General features: G+C 61.8%; 12 protein-coding genes. 10 read left to right on the top strand and 2 right to left on the bottom strand.

What is annotated here, in order from left to right:
* The 7 genes from J8C05_RS14595 (at position 1) to J8C05_RS14565 (ending at position 14,241) form a co-directional block, all read left to right on the top strand.
* Positions 1 to 1,023, top strand: coding sequence for an Rpn family recombination-promoting nuclease/putative transposase (locus tag J8C05_RS14595; RefSeq protein WP_211423480.1), 1,023 nt, complete (start codon positions 1 to 3; stop codon positions 1,021 to 1,023).
* A 20-nt stretch (positions 1,024 to 1,043) separates the two neighbouring features.
* Complete coding sequence (locus tag J8C05_RS14590; protein ID WP_211423479.1) at positions 1,044 to 2,078, top strand: Rpn family recombination-promoting nuclease/putative transposase; 1,035 nt, start codon at positions 1,044 to 1,046, stop codon at positions 2,076 to 2,078.
* Between the two features lie 20 nt (positions 2,079 to 2,098).
* On the top strand, positions 2,099 to 3,109 hold the full coding sequence (locus J8C05_RS15685; RefSeq protein WP_211423478.1) for an Rpn family recombination-promoting nuclease/putative transposase: 1,011 nt from the start codon (positions 2,099 to 2,101) through the stop codon (positions 3,107 to 3,109).
* Between the two features lie 189 nt (positions 3,110 to 3,298).
* Complete coding sequence (locus J8C05_RS14580) at positions 3,299 to 8,452, top strand: DEAD/DEAH box helicase (RefSeq protein WP_211423477.1); 5,154 nt, start codon at positions 3,299 to 3,301, stop codon at positions 8,450 to 8,452.
* 101 nt (positions 8,453 to 8,553) lie between these two features.
* Positions 8,554 to 11,292 (top strand): site-specific DNA-methyltransferase, encoded by a 2,739-nt coding sequence (locus tag J8C05_RS14575; protein WP_211423476.1) that lies wholly within the window; start codon positions 8,554 to 8,556, stop codon positions 11,290 to 11,292.
* 12 nt (positions 11,293 to 11,304) lie between these two features.
* Positions 11,305 to 11,943, top strand: coding sequence for a hypothetical protein (locus J8C05_RS14570; protein ID WP_211423475.1), 639 nt, complete (start codon positions 11,305 to 11,307; stop codon positions 11,941 to 11,943).
* Positions 11,944 to 11,979: 36 nt separating this feature from the next.
* Positions 11,980 to 14,241 carry a DEAD/DEAH box helicase family protein gene (locus J8C05_RS14565; protein ID WP_211423474.1) on the top strand — a complete coding sequence of 754 codons (2,262 nt, stop codon included), beginning with the start codon at positions 11,980 to 11,982 and terminating at the stop codon, positions 14,239 to 14,241.
* A 131-nt stretch (positions 14,242 to 14,372) separates the two neighbouring features.
* Here J8C05_RS14565 and J8C05_RS14560 read toward each other — a convergent pair whose 3' ends face one another.
* Positions 14,373 to 16,184: a DNA/RNA non-specific endonuclease gene (locus tag J8C05_RS14560; protein WP_211423473.1), complete on the bottom strand. Its 1,812-nt coding sequence runs from the start codon at positions 16,182 to 16,184 to the stop codon at positions 14,373 to 14,375.
* A gap of 410 nt (positions 16,185 to 16,594) precedes the next feature.
* Between J8C05_RS14560 and J8C05_RS14555 the strand changes: the two genes are divergently transcribed.
* From J8C05_RS14555 to J8C05_RS14545, 3 genes are read left to right on the top strand one after another with little or no spacing between them, the layout of a single operon-like run.
* Positions 16,595 to 17,206, top strand: coding sequence for a DUF1517 domain-containing protein (locus tag J8C05_RS14555; RefSeq protein WP_211423472.1), 612 nt, complete (start codon positions 16,595 to 16,597; stop codon positions 17,204 to 17,206).
* 10 nt (positions 17,207 to 17,216) lie between these two features.
* A complete protein-coding gene (locus J8C05_RS14550; RefSeq protein WP_211423471.1) occupies positions 17,217 to 18,242 on the top strand; it encodes a VWA domain-containing protein in 1,026 nt (341 codons plus the stop codon).
* Complete coding sequence (locus tag J8C05_RS14545; protein WP_211423470.1) at positions 18,239 to 19,801, top strand: OmpA family protein; 1,563 nt, start codon at positions 18,239 to 18,241, stop codon at positions 19,799 to 19,801. The genes J8C05_RS14550 and J8C05_RS14545 overlap by 4 nt, the downstream gene beginning before the upstream one ends.
* A 75-nt stretch (positions 19,802 to 19,876) precedes the next feature.
* On the opposite strand, the gene J8C05_RS14540 is transcribed toward J8C05_RS14545, so the two are convergent.
* Positions 19,877 to 23,119: a VPS10 domain-containing protein gene (locus J8C05_RS14540; RefSeq protein ID WP_211423469.1), complete on the bottom strand. Its 3,243-nt coding sequence runs from the start codon at positions 23,117 to 23,119 to the stop codon at positions 19,877 to 19,879.
* Between the last annotated feature and the right edge of the window lie 2 nt (positions 23,120 to 23,121).

The following is a 23,121-nucleotide window of genomic DNA, read 5'->3' as shown; positions in this document are numbered from 1 at the left end:
ATGACCGACGCGCCCTTTCACGACACCGGCTACAAGGCGCTGTTCAGCCTGCCGGAGCTTGTCCAGCAACTGATTGAAGGGTTTGTCACCCCGGACATCGCCCAACTGCTGGACTTCTCCACGCTGGAACTGGTGGCGGGCAGTTTTGTCACCCCGGCGATGCAGTCACGTGAAGAGGATGTCGTCTGGCGGGTGAAGATGGCCGACACGACGCTGTACCTGTATCTGCTGCTGGAGTTTCAGTCCACGCCGGACGCGGCGATGCCGGTGCGGATGGTGCAGTACGTGGCGGCGCTGTACGACTCACTCATCAAGGAGAAGCGGGTTGACCCGCGTCGGCTGCCGCCGGTGCTGCCGGTGGTGCTGTACAACGGGGAGCGGCGGTGGCGGGTGGCGACGGATGTTGGGGAGGTGATTGAGTGTCCGCCGGTGTTGCGTGCATATCAGCCGCGGCTGCGGTACTACCTGCTGGACGAGGGGGCGTACGGCGACCACGAGTTGGCTGGGGTGCGGAACGTGGTGGCGGGGATATTTGCGCTGGAGAATGCGCAGAGCAAGGAAGAGGCGCTGGCGGTGGTGGGGCGGATCAGCGAGGCGCTGAGGGGGATGCCGGGGCGGGAGCGGATTGACCGGGTGTTGACGCAATGGGTGAAGCGGTACTTGCAGCGGGTGCATCCCGGGGCGATGATGGCGGCGGAGGAGACTTTGGAGACGGGGGAAGGGACGATGCTGGCGACGAACGTGCAGAAGTGGGCGGAAGCGTTGTTGCGGGAAGGCGTGCAGCAGGGCTTGCAGGAAGGGATGCAGCAGGGCTTGCAGCAGGGCTTGCGGCAGGGTATGCACCGTGGGCAGCACGAGGGCAAGGTGTGGGCGCTGCGGCAACTGCTGCGGGTACGGTTTCCAGACGCCGACCTGACGCCCTACCAGTCGCGCCTGGACGCCGCCACCGACGCCGAACTGGAACATCTGCTGACCAAAGCCGCCACGGCCGCGACCCTCGATGCGGTGTTTGCGACGGAATAGCCGCACGCAGCCGCCCGCCGATGACCGACGCGCCCTTTCACGACACCGGCTACAAGGCGCTGTTCAGCCTGCCGGAACTGGTTCAGCAACTCATTGAAGGGTTTGTCACGCCGGACATTGCCCAACTGCTGGACTTCTCCACACTGGAACTGGTGGCGGGCAGTTTTGTCACCCCGGCGATGCAGTCGCGCGAAGAGGATGTCGTCTGGCGGGTGAAGATGGCCGACACGATGCTGTACCTGTATCTGCTGCTGGAGTTTCAGTCCACGCCGGACGTGGCGATGCCGGTGCGGATGGTGCAGTACGTGGCGGCGCTGTACGACTCACTCATCAAGGAGAAGCGGGTTGACCCGCGTCGGCTGCCGCCGGTGCTGCCGGTGGTGTTATACAACGGGGAGCGGCGGTGGCGGGTGGCGACGGATGTTGGGGAGGCGATTGAGTGTCCGCCGGTGTTGCGTGCATATCAGCCGCGGCTGCGGTACTACCTGCTGGACGAGGGGGCGTACAGCGACCACGAACTGGCGGCGGTACGGAACGTGGTGGCGGGGATATTTGCGCTGGAGAATGCGGAGGGCAAAGAGGAAGCGTTGGCGGTGGTGGGGCGGATCAGCGAGGCGCTGAGGGGGATGCCGGGGCGGGAGCGGATTGACCGGGTGTTGACGCAGTGGGTGAAGCGGTACTTGCAGCGGGTGCATCCCGGGGCGATGATGGCGGTGGAGGAGACTCTGGAAAGGGGGGAAGGGACGATGCTGGCGACGAACGTGCAGAAGTGGGCGGAAGAGCTGCTGCGGGAAGGCAGACAGCAGGGCATCCAGCAGGGGATACAGGAAGGTATGCAGCAGGGGCTACAACAGGGCATGCAGCAGGGCGTCCATCGTGGTCAGCACGAGGGCAAGCTGTGGGCGTTGCGGCAACTGCTCCGGGTACGGTTTCCAGAAGCCGACCTGACGCCCTACCAGTCGCGCCTGGACGCCGCCACCGACGCCGAACTGGAACATCTGCTGACCAAAGCCGCCACGGCCGCGACCCTCGATGCGGTGTTTGCGACGGAATAGCCGCACGCAGCCGCCCGCCGATGACCGACGCGCCCTTTCACGACACCGGCTACAAGGCGCTGTTCAGCCTGCCGGAACTGGTTCAGCAACTCATTGAAGGGTTTGTCACGCCGGACATTGCCCAACTGCTGGACTTCTCCACGCTGGAACTGGTGGCGGGCAGCTTTGTCACGCCAGCGATGCAGTCGCGCGAAGAGGATGTCGTCTGGCGGGTGAAGATGGCCGACACGACGCTGTACCTGTATCTGCTGCTGGAGTTTCAGTCCACGCCCGACGCGGCGATGCCGGTGCGGATGGTGCAGTACGTGGCGGCGCTGTACGACTCACTCATCAAGGAGAAGCGGGTTGACCCGCGTCGGCTGCCGCCGGTGCTGCCGGTGGTGTTATACAACGGGGAGCGACGGTGGCGGGTGGCGACGGACATTGGAGAGGTGATTGAGTGTCCGCCGGTGTTGCGTGCATATCAGCCGCGGCTGCGGTACTACCTGCTGGACGAGGGGGCGTACGGCGACCACGAGTTGGCTGGGGTGCGGAACGTGGTGGCGGGGATATTTGCGTTGGAGAATGCGGAGGGCAAGGAAGAGGCGCTGGCGGTGGTGGGGCGCATCAGCGAGGCGCTGAGGGGGATGCCGGGGCGGGAGCGGATTGACCGGGTGTTGACGCAGTGGGTGAAGCGGTACTTGCAGCGGGTGCATCCCGGGGCGATGATGGCGGCGGAGGAGACTTTGGAGACGGGGGAAGGGACGATGCTGGCGACGAACGTGCAGAAGTGGGCGGAAGCGTTGTTGCGGGAAGGCGTGCAGCAGGGCTTGCAGGAAGGGATGCAGCAGGGCTTGCAGCAGGGTATGCACCGTGGGCAGCACGAGGGCAAGCTGTGGGCGTTGCGGCAACTGCTGCGGGTACGGTTTCCCGACGCCGACCTGACGCCCTGGCAGTCGCGCCTGGATGCTGCCACTGACGCCGAACTGGAACGTCTGCTGACCAAAGCCGCCACGGCCGCGACCCTCGAAGAAGTCTTTGTGACACCATAGCGCGGTTTCAAAGCACCTCCAGGCAAGCCATGGCTGAAGCCAGGCACTTGCGGGGCGATGAGGCTTATCATCCGCCGGCCGGACCCCGCTGGGAGCGCGGGCATCCTGCCCGCATGTCTCTTCCGGGGTGGCGGACCCATCCCAAGGCCGTGGGCGTCGCCGTAGAAAAGACTTTGCAGGGTAGCGCCGATGTCCACCATCTTTGACCTCCACTCCGCCGTTCTGGACGACTACCAAAACTTCGTCCGCTCGTTTTTCCTCATTGCCGATGACCGGGCGCGGGCATTCGTGGACCGGTCAATGGAAGAAGAGGGCTATCTCTGGCCCGAACCGCTGGTGCAGTTGAGCCCCGCCTACGCTTCCGGGCCGACCGTTGATGAGCTGGCCAGCACCGGTCACATCACGCGGGAGACAGCACGTATCTTCCGCCTTGAGGACGGACACCCTTTTCGCCTTCACCGCCACCAGGCAGAAGCGATTGACAAAGCCGCACGGGGCGAAAGCTTTGTCGTCACCAGCGGCACCGGTTCGGGAAAGAGTCTCTGCTACTTTCTGCCCATCATTGACAGCCTGATCCGCCATCCCGACACCGGCGGGCGGGCCGCGGCGCTGGTCATCTACCCGATGAATGCGCTGGTCAATTCCCAGTTCCAGGCCCTGGACGCGCTCAAGGAGCGTTATGAACGCACCTCCGGCCGCCCCTTTCCGGTGCACTTTGCCAAATACACGGGAGAAACTTCTGAAGCCGCGCGCGAGAAGATACGGCTCAACCCGCCACAGATTCTGCTCACCAACTACGTCATGGCGGAACTGCTGCTGGTACGGCCCGAAGATCAGCGGTTTCTGGAGCAGATCGCGAATGGCGAACGGCAGAGCAAGGTAGAAGCCACACTGCCACCGGCGATTCGCCACGCACCATTCGCCGACCGGGGTTTACGCTTTCTGGTCTTCGACGAACTGCACACCTACCGGGGCCGGCAGGGGGCGGACGTGGCCATGCTCGTTCGCCGGCTCAAAGAACGTTGTGCCGGGGACGGCCTGTTACACATCGGCACCAGCGCCACCATGATCTCGCGGCCGGATGCCACCGCCGAAGAGCGTCGGCAAAGCGTCGCCGATTTTGCCAAGCGCTTCTTCGGTCATCATTTCGGGCCGGAGCATGTCATCGAAGAAACCCTTGTGCCTTTTACCGAAGGCGGCCGACCAACCACAGAAGAACTGCAAGCCGCCGTCGGGACGCCCCTGCCCGGCGACCTCTCCGCACTGCGCGGCCACCCCCTCATGCGCTGGCTGGAATATGAACTCGGCATCGAACAAAGTCCCGATGGGATGCTCAGGCGCCGGACACCACGCGAGCTTTCCAAAGTAGCCGAACAACTCGCCGCGCTGACCGGCGGCGATGTCCAGCGTTGCACCGACGCCCTGCGCAAACTGCTGGCGCACGCCAGCCGCCTCCAACGGGAGGGCCGCACCCGGGCGCCAGCGTTCAAGCTCCATCAGTTCATCGCTCAGGGTCGGACGCTCTATGCCACCGTGGAAACACACGAAGCACGGCGGTTTTCACTTGAAGGGCAGGTACAGGCCGGCGAAGACAAGCTGTTTTTTCCAGTCAAATTCTGCCGCCAGTGCGGGCAGGACTATTACCATGCCGTGCAGCAGGAAGAGCGATTTTTGCCCCATCCGGTAGGGACAGAACCGGATGGGGACGACGCGCAGGCTGGGTATCTGATGCTGGCCCCCGGCGAGGGTGACTGGTCACGGGAACAGCTTCCCGAAGACTGGTTCAAGGCTGACGGCAAACTGAGTCCGACTTGGAAGGAGCGGGTGCCGCAGGCGGTCTGGGTCCGGCCGGACGGAGCGTATTCCCCGGCCCCGCAGGATGGAGCGCAGAAGATGTGGTGGCAGCCACACCCGTTTTCCCTGTGCCTTGGCTGTGGTGAGTACTACACCGGGCGCGAGCGCGATTTTGTCAAATTTGCCTCCCTCTCAAGTGAAGGACGCTCCAGCGCCACGACGATCCTTGCCAACTCCCTGCTCCGGCATGCGGCGCGCACCGGAGCGGCACGGGACAAACTGCTCACGTTTACGGACAACCGCCAGGACGCCTCGCTGCAGGCCGGACACTTCAATGATTTCGTCCACGTGGCGCTGCTGCGGGCGGCGCTGTATGTGGCACTGCGTCAATCCCCGGAACTGGCCTTTGACCAGGTGGCGGAAGCCGTCGTCCGCGCGTCAGGGCTTGGCATTGCCGACATCGCCCAGAATCCGCTTCTTGACCCGGAAACCTCAGCGGCCGGCGAAGTCTGGAAGACGTTTACCGACCTGACGGAATATCGGCTCTATGATGACCTGCGGCGGGGCTGGCGGGTGACACACCCAAACCTCGAACAGGCAGGGCTGCTCAGCATCGGGTACGACGGACTGGATACACTCTGCCAAAGCCAAAAGCTGCTTGATCTTCATCCGTGGTTCAGGCAGGCCGCTGGTGAGGAACGGAAAACCCTTCTCCGGGCGGTGCTGGACCAGTTCCGGCGCAAACTGGCCATCCGGGTTCGCGCACTGGAGGAAGATTTCCAGAAAAGCCTGCGCCGGCGTGCCGGGCAATACCTCAATGAGTTCTGGGGACTTGACCCGGAGGATGACGAACTGCGCCCGGCCAACCGCTTTGTCCGGCACCGTCCGTCAAGCCGTCAGGGACCAGGCTTTGGACTGAGCGCGCGCAGTCTCATTGGCCGCTTCCTGAGCAAGCGCCTTGGGCTGAACGCTGAGGCGTACGATAAATTTCTCGGCGCGCTCCTTGACCTTTTGGTCGGTCACGGCCTGCTCGCCACCGACACCACCGACAACCAGACGTACTATCAGCTCGATGCCGGGTGTCTTCGCTGGTGTCTGGGACAGGGGACGCCACCAGCTCCCGATCCCCTCTACTCACGACGCGCAGACGCGGCGGGTTACGCGGTCCCTTCCCGTCCTGTCAACGCCTTCTTCCAGCATTTTTACCAGTCGGCGGCAGCCAGCCTGGCGGCGCTCGAAGCCAGAGAACACACGGCGCAGGTGGTCAGGCCCGGCGAGCGCGAGCGCCGCGAACGGCGCTTCCGTTGGGAGGGGCAGGACCAGACAAAAGAGGCGGAGACGGGTCGCCGACTGCCCTACCTCATCTGCTCCCCGACGATGGAACTGGGCGTGGATATTGCCGATCTGGAGCTGGTGCATCTGCGCAATGTTCCGCCGACGCCGGCAAACTACGCGCAGCGCAGCGGACGTGCCGGCCGGCAGGGACAACCCGGACTGATCGTGACCTACTGTGGCGCGCTCAACAGCCATGACCAGTACTTTTTCCGCCGCCGCGCCGAAATGGTGGCCGGGCGAGTGCGGCCGCCACGGCTGGATTTGGCCAACGAGTCGCTGCTGCGCGCGCACATCCATGCGGTCTGGCTGGCGCACGTACGCCTGCCCCTGAAGAACTCCATCGAAACGGTCATAGATACGGCACGTGAGGAACTGCCACTGCGCGGGGAAGTGATCGCTCAGCTCCAGCTTTCCGAGTCAGCCCGCCAGCAAATCGGGCAGCGCGTGCGCGCCCTGCTCGCGGCTGACGGCGAAGCGCTCGCCAGAAGCGGCTGGTTCAGCGACCGCTGGGTGCGGCATGTCATCGAAGAGGCGCCCCGTGTGTTTGACCGGGCGTTTGACCGCTGGCGGGAACTCTATCGCGCGGCCACCCGCCAGTTGGAGGCAGCCCAGGCCGCCCTGCTGCGCGCGCGCAGCAACGATGACCAGCAGGAAGCCAATCGCCGCCAGCAGGAAGCACTACGCCAGCGCAATCTGCTGCTGCAAACCAACACCCGGCGCGAAGAAGGTGATTTCTATCCCTACCGTTATCTTGCCAGCGAAGGGTTTTTGCCCGGCTATAACTTTCCGGCGCTGCCGGTGCGGGCTTGGGTGCCACGCGGCAGCGAAGGTGAATTCATTGCCCGGCCGCGGTCGCTGGCGATCCGGGAGTTTGCGCCCCACAACTTTCTCTACCACGAGGGACGCCAGTGGGAAGCCGTGGCCTTCCAGACGCCTCCGGGCGGACTGGATGAACGCAGGTACAGCCAGAAACTGTGTCTGACGTGTGGCGCTTTTGCCGACCCGCACTTTGATTGCTGTCCCGTCTGCCACACCCGGTTCGATGGTTCCAACAGCCTGGTTGCCCCTTTGCTGGATATGCCCAATGTGCGGATGAAACGCCGCGCGCGCATTACGGCCGATGAAGAGGAACGCCGGCGGCGGGGATACGAGCTGCAAACGTTTTTCCAGTTTGCCCCGGAGGGTTCCGGCCACCGTGTTCAGGAGGCCGATGTGGTCAGCGGACAAACGCTGCTGCTTCGCCTGGTCTATGCTCCGTCGGCGACGCTGCTCCGTATCAATCACGGCTGGCGCGGCTTGGAAGCCAAAGGCTTCCTGGTTGACTTTGAAAGCGGCGAGGTCATTTCGTCGGCTGACAAGCAGAGTAATTCTTCCCGCCTGCGCAGTCTGGAACATATCCGATTGGCCGTACGCACGACGCAGAATGTGCTGCTCGTACGCCTTGCCCAATCCGACCGGTGCGCAGATCAGACGCTGGAGGCCACTCTGCGCTACGCCCTCAAGCGGGGCATTGAAGAGACGTTTGAGCTGGAAGAGACGGAACTGGCGGCCGAACCCATCGGCGACGGGGAGCACCGGGCCATTCTGCTGTATGAAACGGCTGAGGGCGGAGCGGGCGTCCTGCGGAGATTTGTGGAAGAGGCAACCACGCTGGCTGAGGTGGCGCGTGCCGCGCTTGAGATTTGTCACTTTGAACTCCGGGAGGACGGCCTGAGCGACACCCGACCGGATTGCCGCGCGGCGTGCTACGAGTGCCTGTTGAGCTTCGCCAACCAGCATGAAGCGCTCAAACTCAACCGGCACCACATCCGGGAGTTGCTGTTCAACCTGGCCGCCGGCCGTACGGAGCCGCGGGTGAGAGGCAAAACGCGCAACGAACACCTGGCGTGGCTGCGGTCCCTCACCGATTCCCGCTCCGAACTTGAACGGCGGTTGCTTGACGCGCTTGCCGAAGGCGGCTACCGGCTGCCCGATGACGCACAGAAGCGGATTGCCGAACCCGACTGTATGGCCGACTTTTTCTATGCACCGAATGTCTGTGTGTTCTGCGATGGCTCCGTGCACGACGAGCCAGCCCGGGCCGCGCAGGACCGTGAGCTGCGCGCGGAACTCGTGCGCAGTGGCTACCGCGTCATCAGCGTCCGCCATGATTGCGACCTGGAGGAGGCGCTGGCCCGTTACCCCGAGGTGTTCGGTGGCACCGGGCCGGGCTGAGCCAGAGTTTTCCGAGCCTGGTACACACACGGCACCCGGCAGGCAGCACGTGGCATTCGGGAAGGTGCACGAAGCACGCTTCCCATGGGTGAAAAGCATTCATGAAAAACACGAATGAAAAAAAATTCTTTGAAAGACTGGAAGAAGTGTTCATCGGTGCGCCAGTCGAGGGAGCATCAGGCTATATCAACCTCATGCGCATCAAGTCGCACTATTTCAAAAGCGTGATGGAGCCGCACCTGAGACAGGAAACCGAAAGCGTACTGAACTCGTTCCCCGATTTCCGTGAGGAGCTGTTCGACAAGCTCTACACATTCTTCCGCCGCTACTTTACCGAGGGCGGTTCCATTGGCTTTGTTTTCACCCCATATCACCAGAGCATCTACGAGCAGGTCTATACCAATGAACATGACGTTGTGCTGTTTTGGAAAACAGCCCGGCTTTACTATGTCAAAACTGACCACCTGTTTCAGAGTATGACCGTGGAAGTGGATGGCTTCCGCTTCCATTTCGATGCTTCACAACTGGAGCACAAGCGTGCCAACGAGAAACGCGAACTCTTCTATACCTTCAGGGAGCACAGACCGGAACATGATGTGATCATCTTCACGGTTCACTACCCGGAGAAAGGGCGGCAGACCAGGATTGACACGATCCGTCTGGCCATTCGGGATGGGTTGGGTTTGAACCGCTATACAGCCGCTGTCCCTTCTGCCGAGACCCTCCAAAAGGCATTCCGTCTTTTTGAACGCCAAAGCAAGCTGGATTACTTTCTCTGCAAGGATGCCAGGGGCTTTCTGCGCGAGCAGTTTGACCTGTGGATGTGGCAGTACCTGCTGGGCCGACCCGGTGAAGCACCACCTGTCGGGTGGACGGAAACACGCCTCAAACAGTTGCAGGCCCTCAAACACATTGCCTATCGGGTGATTGATTTCATCGCGGCTTTCGAGGATGAGCTGGTCAACATCTGGAACAAGCCGAAGTTTGTGCTGAACAGCCACTACGTGATGACACTGGATCGGATTGCCAGACAACCGGGCGGGATGGAGATACTACAGCAGATTCTGAGCCATCCGGGCATGCCGGGCCAGCTCCAGGAGTGGCGCGATCTGGGCATGGTGGACGACAGGTTTCAGCCTGGACACATCTGGCAGGAAAACCTCATAGACGGAAGACACCTTCATCCGCGCTACCAATATCTTCCGGTTGACACCAGATATTTTCCCGATTTGGAACTTCACGTCGTCGCCCTTTTTGAAAACCTCGATGAAGCACTGGATGGCTGGCTCATCAGAAGTGAAAACTACCAGGCACTGCATACGCTTCTGCCCAAATGGCAGGGGAAACTGAAAGCCATCTACATTGATCCACCCTACAACACCGGCGTTGATGAATTTCTGTATGTTGACAGTTTCAAACATTCCTCATGGCTGACCATGATGGAAAACCGGCTTGCAGTTGCCAAGTCATTGCTGGCAGGCGACGGTATCATCTTTATCAGCATCGGAGACCTGAATCCACAGGAGGGCGAAAGCTACCGGTTACAAATGCTTGCTTCAAGTATCTTCCCCAAACGCTTTGGTAATCTCATCTGGAGAAAGCGGGGGGGGATAGGGAGTTTCTCCGAAAGGGACATGACAGAGAACCACGAATATGTCTTAGTGCAAGGCAACGAAGAGGCGTTTCTCTATCACAACATCCTCAGCGAGCAAAAACTGGATGAATTCAGCAACGTGGACGGGAGAGGTGCATACCGCTGGATGGGACTGCTGGGCCCAAGTCAGCAGACAAAGGAAAAACGTCCCAACCTGAACTATGAGCTGCTGGTGCATCCCGAAACGCTGCAACTGGTGGGCTTTCGATATGCAGTGCATGGGAGTGAGGTCTATGATCTGCGTACGAGGACGGAAGATGAAAACCTGGCTGAGACCGTCATCCGTATTGCCCCGCCCGGCAAAGCCACCTGGCTGATTTCCAGAGAACAGATGTGGAAGCATGCCCAGTCGGGTCTGATTCAGTTCAGACGTACCTCAAAAGGCACTTATGAGCCACAAATCAAAAACTATCTCCACGATGCTGAGGGCAACCCCAAGGGCAATCTGCTCAAAAGTCTGCTCGCGGATAATGGCGTGCCGGTGGGCACCAACGCCGATGCCAGCCGCGAACTGTCGGCACTGTTCCCTGAAACAGACGTGCAACGGATAAAGCCGAAGCCGGTTTCCCTGGTTCGCCTGCTCCTGCAGGTTGCTTCAGCATCAGGTGATACGGTCATGGATTTCTTCGCAGGTTCAGGCACGACAGCGCACGCCTGCCTGAATCTCTGCCGGGAAGATGGCCGGAAAAGAAAATACATTCTCGTCGAAATGGGTGAATACTTTTACACCCTGCTGATCCCCCGCATCAAGAAGGTCATCTTTTCGGACAAGTGGAAAGACGGCAGAGCGCAAACGGATGGCAAGGGCATCAGTCACTTCGTGAAGTACTATGAGCTTGAGCAGTTTGAAGATACCCTGAGTCGCGCCCGCTACGAAGACAGCAGTCTTTTCACACCGCCGGCCGGGGCCGACCCGTGTCAGTATGTTTTTCTGCGCGATCCGAAGATGCTGGATGCCCTGGAGATAAGCCCGGAGCTGGATGAGGTGCAGTTGAACCTGGGCAAACTTTACAGGAACATAGACCTGCCCGAAACACTTTCCAATCTGACAGGCAAGCGGGTTCGACGCATTCAACCGGGACTTCAGCCGTCAGCCATCCCTGCATCCGTGCAATTTGAGGATGGTCAGCAGTTGGATTTGGAGCATCTCGATTGGCGACAGATCAAGAGACTAATTTGGTGGTAGGAGGTAAACCGTGTGGACCACTTCAGTCGCTACAGCAGGAAAGAATCACACATTCTGGACATCTGGAAAGCAAAGTCCGGCCTGATTCCACATGAATGGAACATTCAAAAAGACAATACCCCATATCATGACGCCAAAGTGATATTGCCCGATGGCACACAATTTCTGGTTCAGGTGAAAGAGGAGGAAGCGCGCTGGTACACCATAACAGGTAACATCGGCCTGGATTACATTTCCGCATTCAGCTTTATTGATAAAGCGTATGAGACAAACTGCCTGAAAACATTGAACCACTGGATACCACCAAAAGAAATTTCCACTTTTCTCAAGAAAATCAAAGTCGAAAAATACGGCAAACTGAAAACCTGTGATGCCCACGTGCACGTCTTCTATGTCGGCGGGAAAGGCGCAACCGGAAAGACGGAACTCCCTTTGCTGCTTAAGACCTACTGCAACAAATGGCTGAAAAGTGAAGCTTTCATCAGTTATCTGAAATCAAAATACAGGCTAAGGATAAATAACAAAAAGGCGTACAACATTGACGAAAGCTGGCACTCGGCTGCTTTTTTCCTTAGCCCTTCAGATAACATGCTGCGCAAGGGTGAGATAGATACACACGAAAAACTTCTGAAGTGCATAGGTAAAAGTTAAGGCATCGGATGAGCTGACCGATACAGTGTGACGACAATGACGCGCATCCACATGCAATACATGGCAGAAGATATTCCCGACAGCCGTCTGCCCCAGGGGTGGATGGATGACCTTTCGCACTTCTCCCCTACGAAGCGCCTGTTCGATTACCAGCAACGGGCGCTCCAGAACGCACTCAAGGCCCTGTGGAAGTATTACGAAGATTTTGGTAACGGCCCGCCTCACCCTGCCGACGACGCCAACCGTCAGCGCAAGATGCGGTTCTGGCAGTGGTATGGCGACAACGGACTTTCAGAGGACTTCTCCATTGAGCTGAAACCTGCCTTGGCTGATCTGCTCCTGAACTACTATGCCGATTATATTCACGCCCAAACCGGGAACATCAGCTACGAAGCCTTTATCAACCGCCTGAACTTCTGGATGGCCACGGGCAGCGGCAAGACCGTTGTCATTGTCAAGCTCATGGAACGGCTGGGGCGGCTGATTCAGGCCGGAGAAGTGCCGCCGTGCGATATTCTGTTTCTCACCCACCGCACCGACCTCATCGAACAGCTCAGGCGCCATGTGGCGGAGTTCAATACAAGCCACAGTGACACGCCGATTGTGCTGCATGAACTGAAAGACTACGCCGCGGTCAAGCGCGAGCGATCTTCCCTGTTCCGGGAACAGGGGATCACCGTCTTTTACTACCGTTCTGACAACCTCAGCGCCCAGCAGAAGGAAAAGATTTTAGACTTCCGCAACTACGATAATGACGGAAAATGGTTTGTGTTGCTGGACGAGGCCCACAAAGGCGACCGCGAGGACTCCAAACGCCAGCACATTTACTCGATCCTCTCGCGCAACGGTTTCCTGTTCAACTTCTCCGCCACCTTCACCGACCCACGCGACATCGCCACCACGGTCTGTAACTTCAACCTCGCGGAGTACATCCGCCGGGGCTACGGCAAACACCTGCTGGTGGTGCAGCCGGAACTGAGCGCCTTCCGGGACAAACCGGAAGACGACCCGGACGCGGAAAAGCGGAAGGTGGTGCTGAAGATGCTGATCATGCTGGCGTATGTGCGGAAAGTGTATGAGCGCACGGTCCAGCCGGCTGGCCTTTACCACCGCCCGCTGCTGCTGCTGCTGGTGAACTCGGTCAACCCCCGGGATGCCGACCTGGAACGGTTTTTCCGTGAGCTGGAGCTCCTGGCCCGGCAAGGCGTACCACCTGACCTGTGGCAGGCAGCCAAGGAAGAGCTGCGCCGGGAACTGGAGCAACAACCTGAGTTTCTCTTTGAAGATGAAAAGGTGCGCATCAACCCGGCTGTATGGGACAGCCTTTTGCCGGAAGACCTCTGTCAGTGCGTGTTCAACGCCAGCAGCCACGGGGAGATTGAGGTTTTGCTACGCCCCTCCAATCGTCAGGAGATGGCGTTCAAACTGAAGACGGCTGACCGCCCCTTTGCCCTCATCAGGATTGGCGACATCTCCGCCTGGCTCAAAGAGAAGCTCACGGGTTATGAGATCGTGGAGCGATTTGACAATGAAAGTCTGTTTGCCGGTCTGAACGGGGATGCATCAGACATCAACATCCTGCTGGGCTCCCGCTCCTTCTATGAGGGCTGGGACTCCAACCGCCCGAATGTGATTGGCTACATCAACATCGGCATAGGCCCGGATGCCCGGAAATTCATTCTTCAGTCGGTAGGGCGCGGGGTGCGGATTGAACCCATCAAAAACAAACGCCAGCGACTGCTTCCGCTCTGTAACGCCAACGACGTGGAGGCGAATCTCTTCGGGCATCTCAAGGATGCCGTACAGCCACTGGAGACGGTGTTCATCTTTGGCACGAACCGCCACGCGATTCAGACCGTTCTTGACAGCCTCAGAAAGGAGCAGGCGGCCTTCCACGAACCGTCATTGAGCGGCTGTGAGGTCAGCCCACATGCGAAAGCGCACAACCGGCTCATCCCGGTTGACAAACCCGCCGAGGCACCACCGGCAAAGCGGCTTCTGCCAGCCAGGTTTGAAATCGCACCAGAGGACGTTCAGGCGCTCCGGTCGTTTGTGCAGGGAGCCGATGACCGGGTTCTGCTGGCCCTCACCGACGCGACGCCGGCAGAGGTAAAACTTCTGCGCGATGTGCTGAAGGATGCTTTGAAGCAAAACCGTGTTTTCACCGTCCAGGGAGTTCCTTCCGGCGACATGAGACGGCTCCTGCGGCGGGTGGTGGCCCACCTGGGGCTGCTCGCTGAAGCCGGCGGCGGACTCAGGCAGCCGGAGAACGAAATCCGTCACGGCTGGCCAGGATAGACAGGCCCGCCCGGCATGTCCCCGGCGCGATGACGCCGGTCAGCCCCGCAGAAAAAACCGCACGGCGGAAGCCAACCACCGTGCGGCCGAATGGTGCGGACTGGCCAATCAGGACTGGCCAATCAACCGGACTAACGCCCCTTCTCGCGCAGCGCCGCCTGCACTTCCGGCGGCAGGTTCGTAAAGAACTGCGTGTTGGTTGCACGCTCGATGTCCGCCACCGACACCCGGTAGTTTTCCCAGTTGTCGTTGCGCATGCCCTGGCGGTTCGGCATGTCCACCGCGATGACCTGCGTATCCCGGTTGATACGCTCCAGGTCGTTATCACCCCGTGGGATGAGCACCACCACTTTCCAGACCCGTTCGGGAATGGCGATGTTGGCGTCACCTCCCTGCCCTGGAATCCGGCCCACTTCGCCGTAGCTGCCCATGATGGTGTAGGCCTCCATGTCGTTCTGGCGAATCTGGTCGCGGACGTACCGTTCCATCCGCTCCCAAGGCCCCTGGTTGTTGTCCGGCGCCTGGGGAAGGACATTCGTCATCAGAAATGTGCCGTTGTTGGCCGCGCGCGAAGCTGTACGGTCGGCGCTCGGCAGGTGGTGCCCACGGTCATAGCCGCTGCCGGTGTAGTCAAACGTCGTAACGCGCCGCCAGCCTTCGGGAAGCTGGTTGTCGGTGCTGTTTTCATCGAACTTGCCACGCCCTTCGCGTCCGAGGTGCGACTGGTCGGTGTGCCAGGCCACCCAGTTCGGTTTGGCGTCAGCCCGGTTGTAGGAAGCCGTGAACTGATCCCGGACGATGAGGTAGTTGTTTTCCTGGCGCACATCCGGGACGGCATTCGAGGGATTGCCCAGCAGCAGCGGGCTGTTGTCCGGTGGCGGCGTCGGGCGCGGGGGCGCCGGCGGCGGCGTGCGGTCCGTGCCCGTGACCGACAGCGACCAGCTCCGCAGCGTTCCCACATCGGCCCGCTCGCGGTCTTCCACGATGAGCGTCCATTCGCCTTTGGCGTCCGTTCCGTTGAAATCGGCAGGATTGGCCGTGAAGCTGACCGTACCGTTGCCCCGCCCGCCTTCACGGTTGCGCAGCGTCACTTCCTGTCCCTGGGGCGAACGCAGTTTCACCACCAGATCGCTGGCGTAGGTGTGGGCAATGTTGACATCCACGCGCACGCCGGTCGTCTTCAGATCGTCATTGATGGCAATCGTTGAGGTTGTCGTCTGGAGGTCGCGGATGGCCGCGTTCGGCGTGGCCGTTTGCGTCACCGTACGGCCGCCGGCCGCCGGCGGCGGCTCTGGCGCGGGCCGGGCGCCGGTCAGCGCCAGCGACCAGTTGCGCAGCGTACCGACATCGCCGCCAGCACGGTCTTCGACCACCAGCGTCCAGTTGCCTTTGGTTGAAACCCCGTTGAAGTCGGATGGGTTCGCCGTGAAGCTGACCGTACCGGTGCCGCGTCCGCCCTCACGATTGCGCAGCAGCACTTCGCGCCCTTCGGGCGAGCGCAGCTTGACCACCAGATCGCTGGCGTAGCTGTGCGCGATGTTGACATCCACGCGCACGCCGGTCGTTTTCAAATCCTCGGTGATGGCAATCGTGGAAGTCGTTGTCTGGAAGTCACGGATGGCAGCGTTGGGGGTGGCTGAAGCCGTTACCGTCTGGGTATTGCCGGCTGTGGCAGCCGCAGACGTGGCAGCCGTGGGCGCAGCGGCCGGGCGGAACATCGAGAAGAGGTTGGCGCGCAGTCGGTCGGCCTGGTTGAAACCGGCCCGGGCCGTGTGGGCGGCATCGAGCGAAGTCGGGCTGAACGTCGTCGGGCGTGCCGGCGTCGTTTCGGAGGGGGTCGGCGCCGGTTGGGGGCGCGTCCGGGGAGCAATGGACTGGTCTTCCACCCGCGCACGTTGCAGACGGGAGATGAGGGCAGCGAAGGGATTACCGATGCGCGACATGACAAAACCTTTCAAAGACCACAGGGGCGAATGAAAAAATAGGTAACGGCTCTGGTGCCGGGTGGACCACACATGGGCCTTCCACACCACGTTATCGCCCCGGTCAGGCGCGTGTTGCGTCTGGCTAAGTCTTTTCTGGAAAAATAGTTAGGCCCCGGCTGAAAGATGAACGGGAGGTTACGGGAAGAACTCCCGCGGCCGCCCACGATACGGAGATGAAACATTCCGGGGAGCACCGACCCCGACACAGCCAGCCGGCCGCAGCTTGTGAGGCCGGGCCGATGTACAGGGTTGCTCCCCCCGAAGGCTAACGGCAAAGGGCGGCCGAAATATGCTATATGCTACCCGCCCTGGGGGCGGTCCTTGAGGGCCAGAATCTTTGATGTACCGGGAAACGAGGAAACAAACGGATGTCGCGCCGTTCGTGGTTTGCCAGGCTGTTCCTCAAGGATGAGGAACTCTACTTCTTCGGCGTCCAGCTCGTCATTCGCGCCTTCGGCGAAGACACCCTCCGCCGGCGGCTGGCTGCGGTTGTGGCCGACCCGGATGGCGATCTGCAGGATGTCGCCGCCAAACAGCGTTACCTCAAGCGCATCGTGGCGCTGCTGCTCGAACAGGAACCCTACTGGACCCACACCTACTGGGAATATGTCACGGGCGCAGAAGGACAGCGGATGTTCGAGGAATGGTCGGCGGAACTGTCGGCTTCCTCGGCGACCGAAGATGAAGAAGTCGGCGAAGACGTGGACCAGATGCGTCGTCTCTCCAACCGCAAGGACTACGTCGCGGCAACCATTCTGCTGCTGCTGAGCGTCCCATACCCGCCCGGCGAGGCTGTCACGGACGAACGGTGCTACTGGCAACGCGAAACCCTGCGCTCGCTCGTCAACGGCATCCTGTATGTCAACCCGGAGACGATCCTCGGCGATGCCGTCTTCGTCATGCCGGGCAGTCCCGAAGACGGCCTCTCCGAAGAAGACCTCCTGACGGGCGGGTGGAGTCACCTGCGCGTCATCATGTGAGTTGCCCACTATGTCCTTACGCTGGCCTGGCTTCTTTCCGGCGCTTCTGGTCACGTTGCTGTTTCCTTTGCTCAATCTGGCCCAGGACGGCGGACGCCCACGCACCGTCACCCCGCCGCTGCCCGACCCCGGCGACGAAATCGCCATTGTCGCCGACTCGCGGGGTGTTGTGTTCAGTGTCGTGGACGAGCGCGGGCGCATCGTCTCCAACCTGCAAGCTTCTGACTTCGAGCTTTATGAAGACGGGCAGCGGCAGACCATTGACCTTTTCCGCACAAGCAACGAACTGCCACTGATGCTGGCCGTCCTTCTGGACACCAGCGACAGCCAGGCGTCGCTTTTGCCGGCCGAAAAACGCGCTGTGGATGTGTTCTTCGATGCGTTTTTCCGCCCCGGCAAAGACTACGGCGCGCTGGCGACGTTCGGCGGTGAAGTCCATCTCGTCAACGGACTGACCAGCCACCTCAAATCGCTCAAAACTGCCCTCGGACGCATCGAACGCGAACAGCTTTTCCGCGATGAAGACAACGGTACACCCCCGCTCGGCACGGCGCTCTATGACGCGCTGGACATCACCGGGCGCGAAATCCTCGAAGGACACACCGCCCGGCGGGTCATTGGCAGCGGCGGCACGCGCCGCGCCATTCGCCGGGCCATTTGCGTGCTGACCGACGGCCGCGACACCGCCAGCCAGCTTTCGCCGGGGCGCGTGGCGGCCAGTCTGCGCCGGCGTGGGATTGTCGTCTATGCGCTCGGTCTCGGCGACCGCTTCCGGTTCGGCGACGTGGACCGCGACGCCCTCGAACAGCTCTGCACCGCCACCGGGGGCAAGGCATTCTTCCCGACTGACGAAGCCGATCTGGAACGGAGCTTCAAACGCATCGTGGACGATCTCAGCGGGCAGTACATTGCCGTCTATCGCCCGACGGGGCCGCCCGGCGCAGCCGCCCGGCGGACAGTGGAAATTCGTCCCCGTGACCGGCGGCTGCGGGTCTTTTCCCAAACCGAATACACTTCCGAGTACGACACCCCATGACAGAACCGACCATGCACCACAGGATAGGCCGGCTGTTCCTGGCCGCGGCCCTTAGCCTCGCTGCCCTGTGCCCGGCTGCGGCGCAGCAGCTTCCGCCCGTGCCGCGCAGCGATGTCACCTTTCGCACCGTCACCATCCGCTATCCGTTCGACCGCGAAGTGCGCGTCCCGATGGTGGGCACCCAGCGGTTCGGGGCAAATGTCAGCGGCGAGGCCGTCGTCGAACGGCGCAGCAGCATTACGAAAATCTCCCTGACGCTCAAACGGCTGCCCCGCCCGGCCACGGTCGGGCCGATGGCCGCCACATACGTCATGTGGGCCGTGACGCCCGAAGGCATCTGCGACAACCTGGGCGAATACCGCAAGCGGCAGAGCGACACACTCGACGGCTGGTTCGGCTCGGAAATCAGCACCACGACCCGTCACCGCAACTTCAGCCTGATCGTCACGGCCGAGCCGCACTACATGGTCACGTCGCCCTCGCGCCTCGTCGTGGCGGCCAATGCCGAAGTCCGTACCGGACAGGTTTTCGTTGCCGACAACGAAATTGACTTCTCCGGCGATGCCGACGTGGAAAACCGGATCGTCAGCCCGGAGCCGCCGGCGGCCGGGCGCGATCCGCGCTATCCGCCGGAGCTGCTTCAGGCACAGCGCGCCCGCGACATTGCCCGCTACTACGAGGCCGATCAGCTTGCCCCCCAACTGATGGCCGCCGCCGGCGATGCATTTGCAGCCGCCGAAGACCTCTACCGCCGTGGACGCCGCGATGAAGCCGCCGAAACGGCTGATACGGCCATCCGGCTGGCCGAGCGGGCGCGCCGTATTGCCACGGCGCGCCGCGCCGCCGAACGCCGCCGCCAGGAACTGGCGGCCAAGGATGATGTCATTGCCGAACTTCAGGATCGGGTCGGACAGATTCCCACCCTGCAGGCGCAGCTTGACAACGAACGGCGGCTGCGGCGCGAAGTCGAGGCCGACCGGGAGCGTCTGCGTGATGCCTACAACCGCACGGTTGCCGACAAAACGCAGGGGGATGCCAATACAGCCAGTTTGCGCGAGGAAATCCGCCGCCTGCGCAGCGAACTCGACCGTGCCCAAGCGGCGACCCGCGAAGCGCGCATCCGGGCCCTGCGGGAAGAGCTGGCCCGTCTCTTTGGCGATGCCCGGTTTGAAGCGCGCGGCTCGGTGCTCGTGCTGCCGGACAGCGATTTCATCACCATGCCCCGCCAGCCCATGGCTCTGACGCCGGCGGCGATGGCCAAACTCGACCGGCTGGTGGAGTTTCTACGCCTGACCGAAGCCGCCGTACGCATCGAGTCCTACAGCGACAACGCCGGCACGGAACAAAGCCGCCAGGACTTCTGCCGCGAGCGCGGGCAACTCGTGCTGGGCTACCTGACGGCGCGCGGCATTCCCACCGAGCGCGTCCAGGCGTTTGCCATGGGCAACGCCAACCCGCGCCAGCCGAACACCACGCCCCGCGGCCGGACCGCCAACCGGCGCGTCGAGCTGATTCTGCCGCCACCTTCCGAACTCGAAAGCGCCACGGCTACGTCATGATGGCCGACACCGGCGCCAAAGCCGTCCCGCCCCGTCCCGGTAAGGGACAGGGCGGGACACCGGAACCGGCAGCCGCTACCGCACACCGGCGCGGGGCGCGATGCGCGGCAGGTTCAACGTCTGAAACTTCGCGTTGAACTCCGCCAGATCGCGCGTTATGACCTCGCGCAGCTTTTGCAGCTCGGCATCTATTTTCCCAGTCAGATCGGCAAAGACCTCCCGCGCCTGCGCGGTCGGAGCCGCGTCCGCGCTGTCCACCACGCCAATCAACGCCGCCAGCTTGTTGTTGAGCCGGATGGGATAGTTGAGCGGGTCCTGGCCGCTTTGAATCTTCGTCTGCACGAGCATTTCCTCAATAGCCGTGAGCTTTTCCTTGAGGGCCTTTGCCAGTTCGAGCAGCGGCTTGGCATCCTCCCGTCCGCGCAACTGGCTTTCGACCTCTTCCACCTGCCGCCGGGTATCCCGGATGTTCAGAATGGCCTGATGCGTTTCTGAAACCTTGTCCCGGATGGCCACCAGCAGGTCAAACTGCGCCTGAAGGTCCGCCGGCGTCACCATCACCCGTGGGTCGGCGACGAGATCAAAGGTCTGGGTCTGCCGTACGTCATCGGCCTGAAGCGTGACGCGATAGGTTCCCGGCAGCACCCGTGGGCCGCGCAAGTCAGCCGCCCACAGCACCATGCCCGGGACGCGCGTTGGCCCCGGCAAACGCAAGTCCCACACGAAGCGGTTGAGGCCCGGTTCATACGTGAAGGTGTCGGTCGGCCCTTCGTCGCGTCCGGGCCTGGTCGGAGGCGTTTCGGCTCCCGCCTTGGCCCGTCCGGTGAACGTGCGCAAGGGCTTGCCGGCGGCGTCTTCAAAGGTGAGCGTCACCTGTTTCAAGGGCTTGTCGGGCAGCTCGAAAAAGACCACGGCCCCCACCGGCGGGTTGGCCCCGACGGTCGCCGTGGGCGGCGGCGCAAAACCGCCAAAACCACGCAACCGGTGGGTTTTTTCCGGCGCGTACAGCCTGACGCCCGCGCCCGTTGACTGGGATGTTGGCTGGGCGGCGTACTGCTGCAATACGGTCAGGTCATCGAGCGCCCAGAAGGAACGTCCCTGGGTGGCCACCACAAGCACGTTGTCGCGCGGCTGAATGGCCAGGTCGGTAATCGGCACGGCCGGCAGGTTGAGTTGCAGTGACCGCCAGTTCGCACCGTCGTCAAAGGAAACGTACATGCCGGTTTCCGTCCCGGCGTAGAGCAGCCCCCTGCGCCGGGGGTCTTCCCGGATGACGCGGGTAAAGGCGTCGGCCGGAATGCCGTTGACGATTTTCGTCCAGGTTTTGCCGTAGTCGGTCGTCTTGTAGAGGTAGGGCGCAAAGTCGTTGTGCTTGTACATCGTCGCCGCCAGGTACGCCGCGCCCGGCTCGTGCGGTGAGGCTTCGATGGCGTTGATCTGAATCCAGTCGGGCAGCCCTTTGGGCGTGACGTTTTCCCAGGTTGTTCCGCCATCACGGGTCAGGTGCACGAGGCCGTCATCCGTTCCGACCCATATCAGACCGGCTGTTTTCGGGGATTCGGCCAGAGCAAAAATCGTGCAGTAATACTCGACGCTGGTGTTGTCCTTGGTGATGGGGCCGCCCGACGGCCCCATCTTCGTCGGATCGTTGCGCGTCAGGTCGGGCGAGACAGGCTTCCAGCTTGCGCCTTCGTCATCGCTGCGGAACAACCGGTTGCCAGCGGCATACAGCGGATGCGGTGGATGCTGTGAAAAGATGACGGGAAAGTTCCACTGAAAGCGGTACTTCATACTTTCCGCGCCAGCACCCATCGGATTTTCAGGATACACGGTGATGTCGCGCACCTGTCCGGTACGCCGGTCGTAACGGGTCAGCAGGCCGCCGTAGCTGCCGGCAACAATGATGTCCGGGTTGGCCGGGTGTGGCGCAATCCAGCCGGACTCGCCGCCGCCGACATCTTCCCAGTCGCGCAGACCGATGCCAAAGCCACGGGTCGCACGGCTGGCAATGCCGACCGTGGTGTTGTCCTGCTGTGCGCCGTAGATGAAAAACGGAAACTGGTTGTCGAGGGCAACGCGGTAGAACTGGGCCGTGGGCTGGTCGGTTTCCGTCCAACTGCGGCCGCCATCGGTGGAGACAGCCGCGCCGCCATCATTGCCCAGAATCATGCGGTTTGGCTCATCGGGCGCAATCCACAGGTCGTGATGATCCGCGTGGGTCGTGGGCATGGGGGAAAACGTCCGCCCGCCGTCGCTCGAACGATGCCACTGCACGTTGAGCACATAGACGACGTTGGCATCCTTTGGATCGGCCTGAAGGCGGGAAAAATACCAGGCGCGCTGGCGCAGGTTGCGGTCGCCCGTGGTGCGCGTCCAGGTGGCGCCGCCGTCGTCGCTGCGAAAGATACCGCCTTCTTCAGCTTCAACGCTGGCCCACAGCCGGTCGGGGTTGGCCGGCGAAACGGTGACACAGATTTTTCCCAGCACTCCCGTGGGCAGCCCCGGCTTGCGGGTCAGTTCCTGCCAGGTCTCGCCGCCGTCGGTGCTTTTCCACAGGCCGCTTCCAGGACCGCCGCTGCTGAAAAAGTACGGCCCGCGCTGTGCCTCCCACATCCCGGCGTAGAGAATGCGCGGGTTCGTCGGGTCCATGGCCAGATCGGCGCAACCGGCGCGGTCGCTGACAAAGAGCACGCGCTGCCAGGTTTTGCCGCCGTCGGTCGAACGATATACGCCACGTTCAGGATTCGGCCCGAAACAGTGTCCCATGGCAGCCGCATAGACGACCTCCGGGTTGGTCGGATGGATGCGAATCCGGGCAATGTGGCGCGTGTTTTCCAGCCCCACGCGCCGCCACGTCCGGCCGGCGTCCGTGGATTTGTAAACACCGTCGCCGTGCGAGACATTGCCGCGCCAGGTGTGTTCGCCCATGCCGACGTAGATGACATTCGGATCACTGGGGGCAACGGCAATGGCACCGACCGAGCCGGTACGGAACGAGCCATCTCCAAGCGGCTGCCAGTTGACGCCACCATCGGTTGTTTTCCACACACCGCCGCCGGTAGCGCCAAAGTAGTACAGGTTGGGCTGTCCGGGGACGCCGGTCACAGCATCCACCCGTCCCCCGCGAAAGGGGCCGATCAGGCGGTACTTGAGTTGGGTATAAGCCTCGGCTTTGGCTTCCGGTTTGTCACCGGCGGACGGTTTGGCCGCCGTCTGCTGCGCCCGCACCAGCGGTGTTGCGGTCAACAGAGCAGCAATCCACAGGGCGAGCCACCACCGGACGCGCGCCGGTGAACTGGCATGAGAACTTGGTTTCATGG

Source organism: Chloracidobacterium sp. N (genome assembly GCF_018304765.1).
GTDB lineage: Bacteria > Acidobacteriota > Blastocatellia > Chloracidobacteriales > Chloracidobacteriaceae > Chloracidobacterium > Chloracidobacterium aggregatum.
Note: the sequence above shows the minus strand (reverse complement) of the source record. Positions and strands in the feature narration are given on the sequence as shown.

What these genes read in the sequence shown, in the direction of transcription:
- J8C05_RS14565 (WP_211423474.1), top strand. Translation starts at nt 11,980, where the DNA reads ATGACGCGCATCCACATGCAATACATGGCAGAAGATATTCCCGACAGC.
- J8C05_RS14555 (WP_211423472.1), top strand. Translation starts at nt 16,595, where the DNA reads ATGTCGCGCCGTTCGTGGTTTGCCAGGCTGTTCCTCAAGGATGAGGAA.
- J8C05_RS14550 (WP_211423471.1), top strand. Translation starts at nt 17,217, where the DNA reads ATGTCCTTACGCTGGCCTGGCTTCTTTCCGGCGCTTCTGGTCACGTTG.
- J8C05_RS14595 (WP_211423480.1), top strand. Translation starts at nt 1, where the DNA reads ATGACCGACGCGCCCTTTCACGACACCGGCTACAAGGCGCTGTTCAGC.
- J8C05_RS14560 (WP_211423473.1), bottom strand. Translation starts at nt 16,184, where the DNA reads ATGTCGCGCATCGGTAATCCCTTCGCTGCCCTCATCTCCCGTCTGCAA.
- J8C05_RS14545 (WP_211423470.1), top strand. Translation starts at nt 18,239, where the DNA reads ATGACAGAACCGACCATGCACCACAGGATAGGCCGGCTGTTCCTGGCC.
- J8C05_RS14575 (WP_211423476.1), top strand. Translation starts at nt 8,554, where the DNA reads ATGAAAAACACGAATGAAAAAAAATTCTTTGAAAGACTGGAAGAAGTG.
- J8C05_RS14580 (WP_211423477.1), top strand. Translation starts at nt 3,299, where the DNA reads ATGTCCACCATCTTTGACCTCCACTCCGCCGTTCTGGACGACTACCAA.
- J8C05_RS15685 (WP_211423478.1), top strand. Translation starts at nt 2,099, where the DNA reads ATGACCGACGCGCCCTTTCACGACACCGGCTACAAGGCGCTGTTCAGC.
- J8C05_RS14540 (WP_211423469.1), bottom strand. Translation starts at nt 23,119, where the DNA reads ATGAAACCAAGTTCTCATGCCAGTTCACCGGCGCGCGTCCGGTGGTGG.
- J8C05_RS14590 (WP_211423479.1), top strand. Translation starts at nt 1,044, where the DNA reads ATGACCGACGCGCCCTTTCACGACACCGGCTACAAGGCGCTGTTCAGC.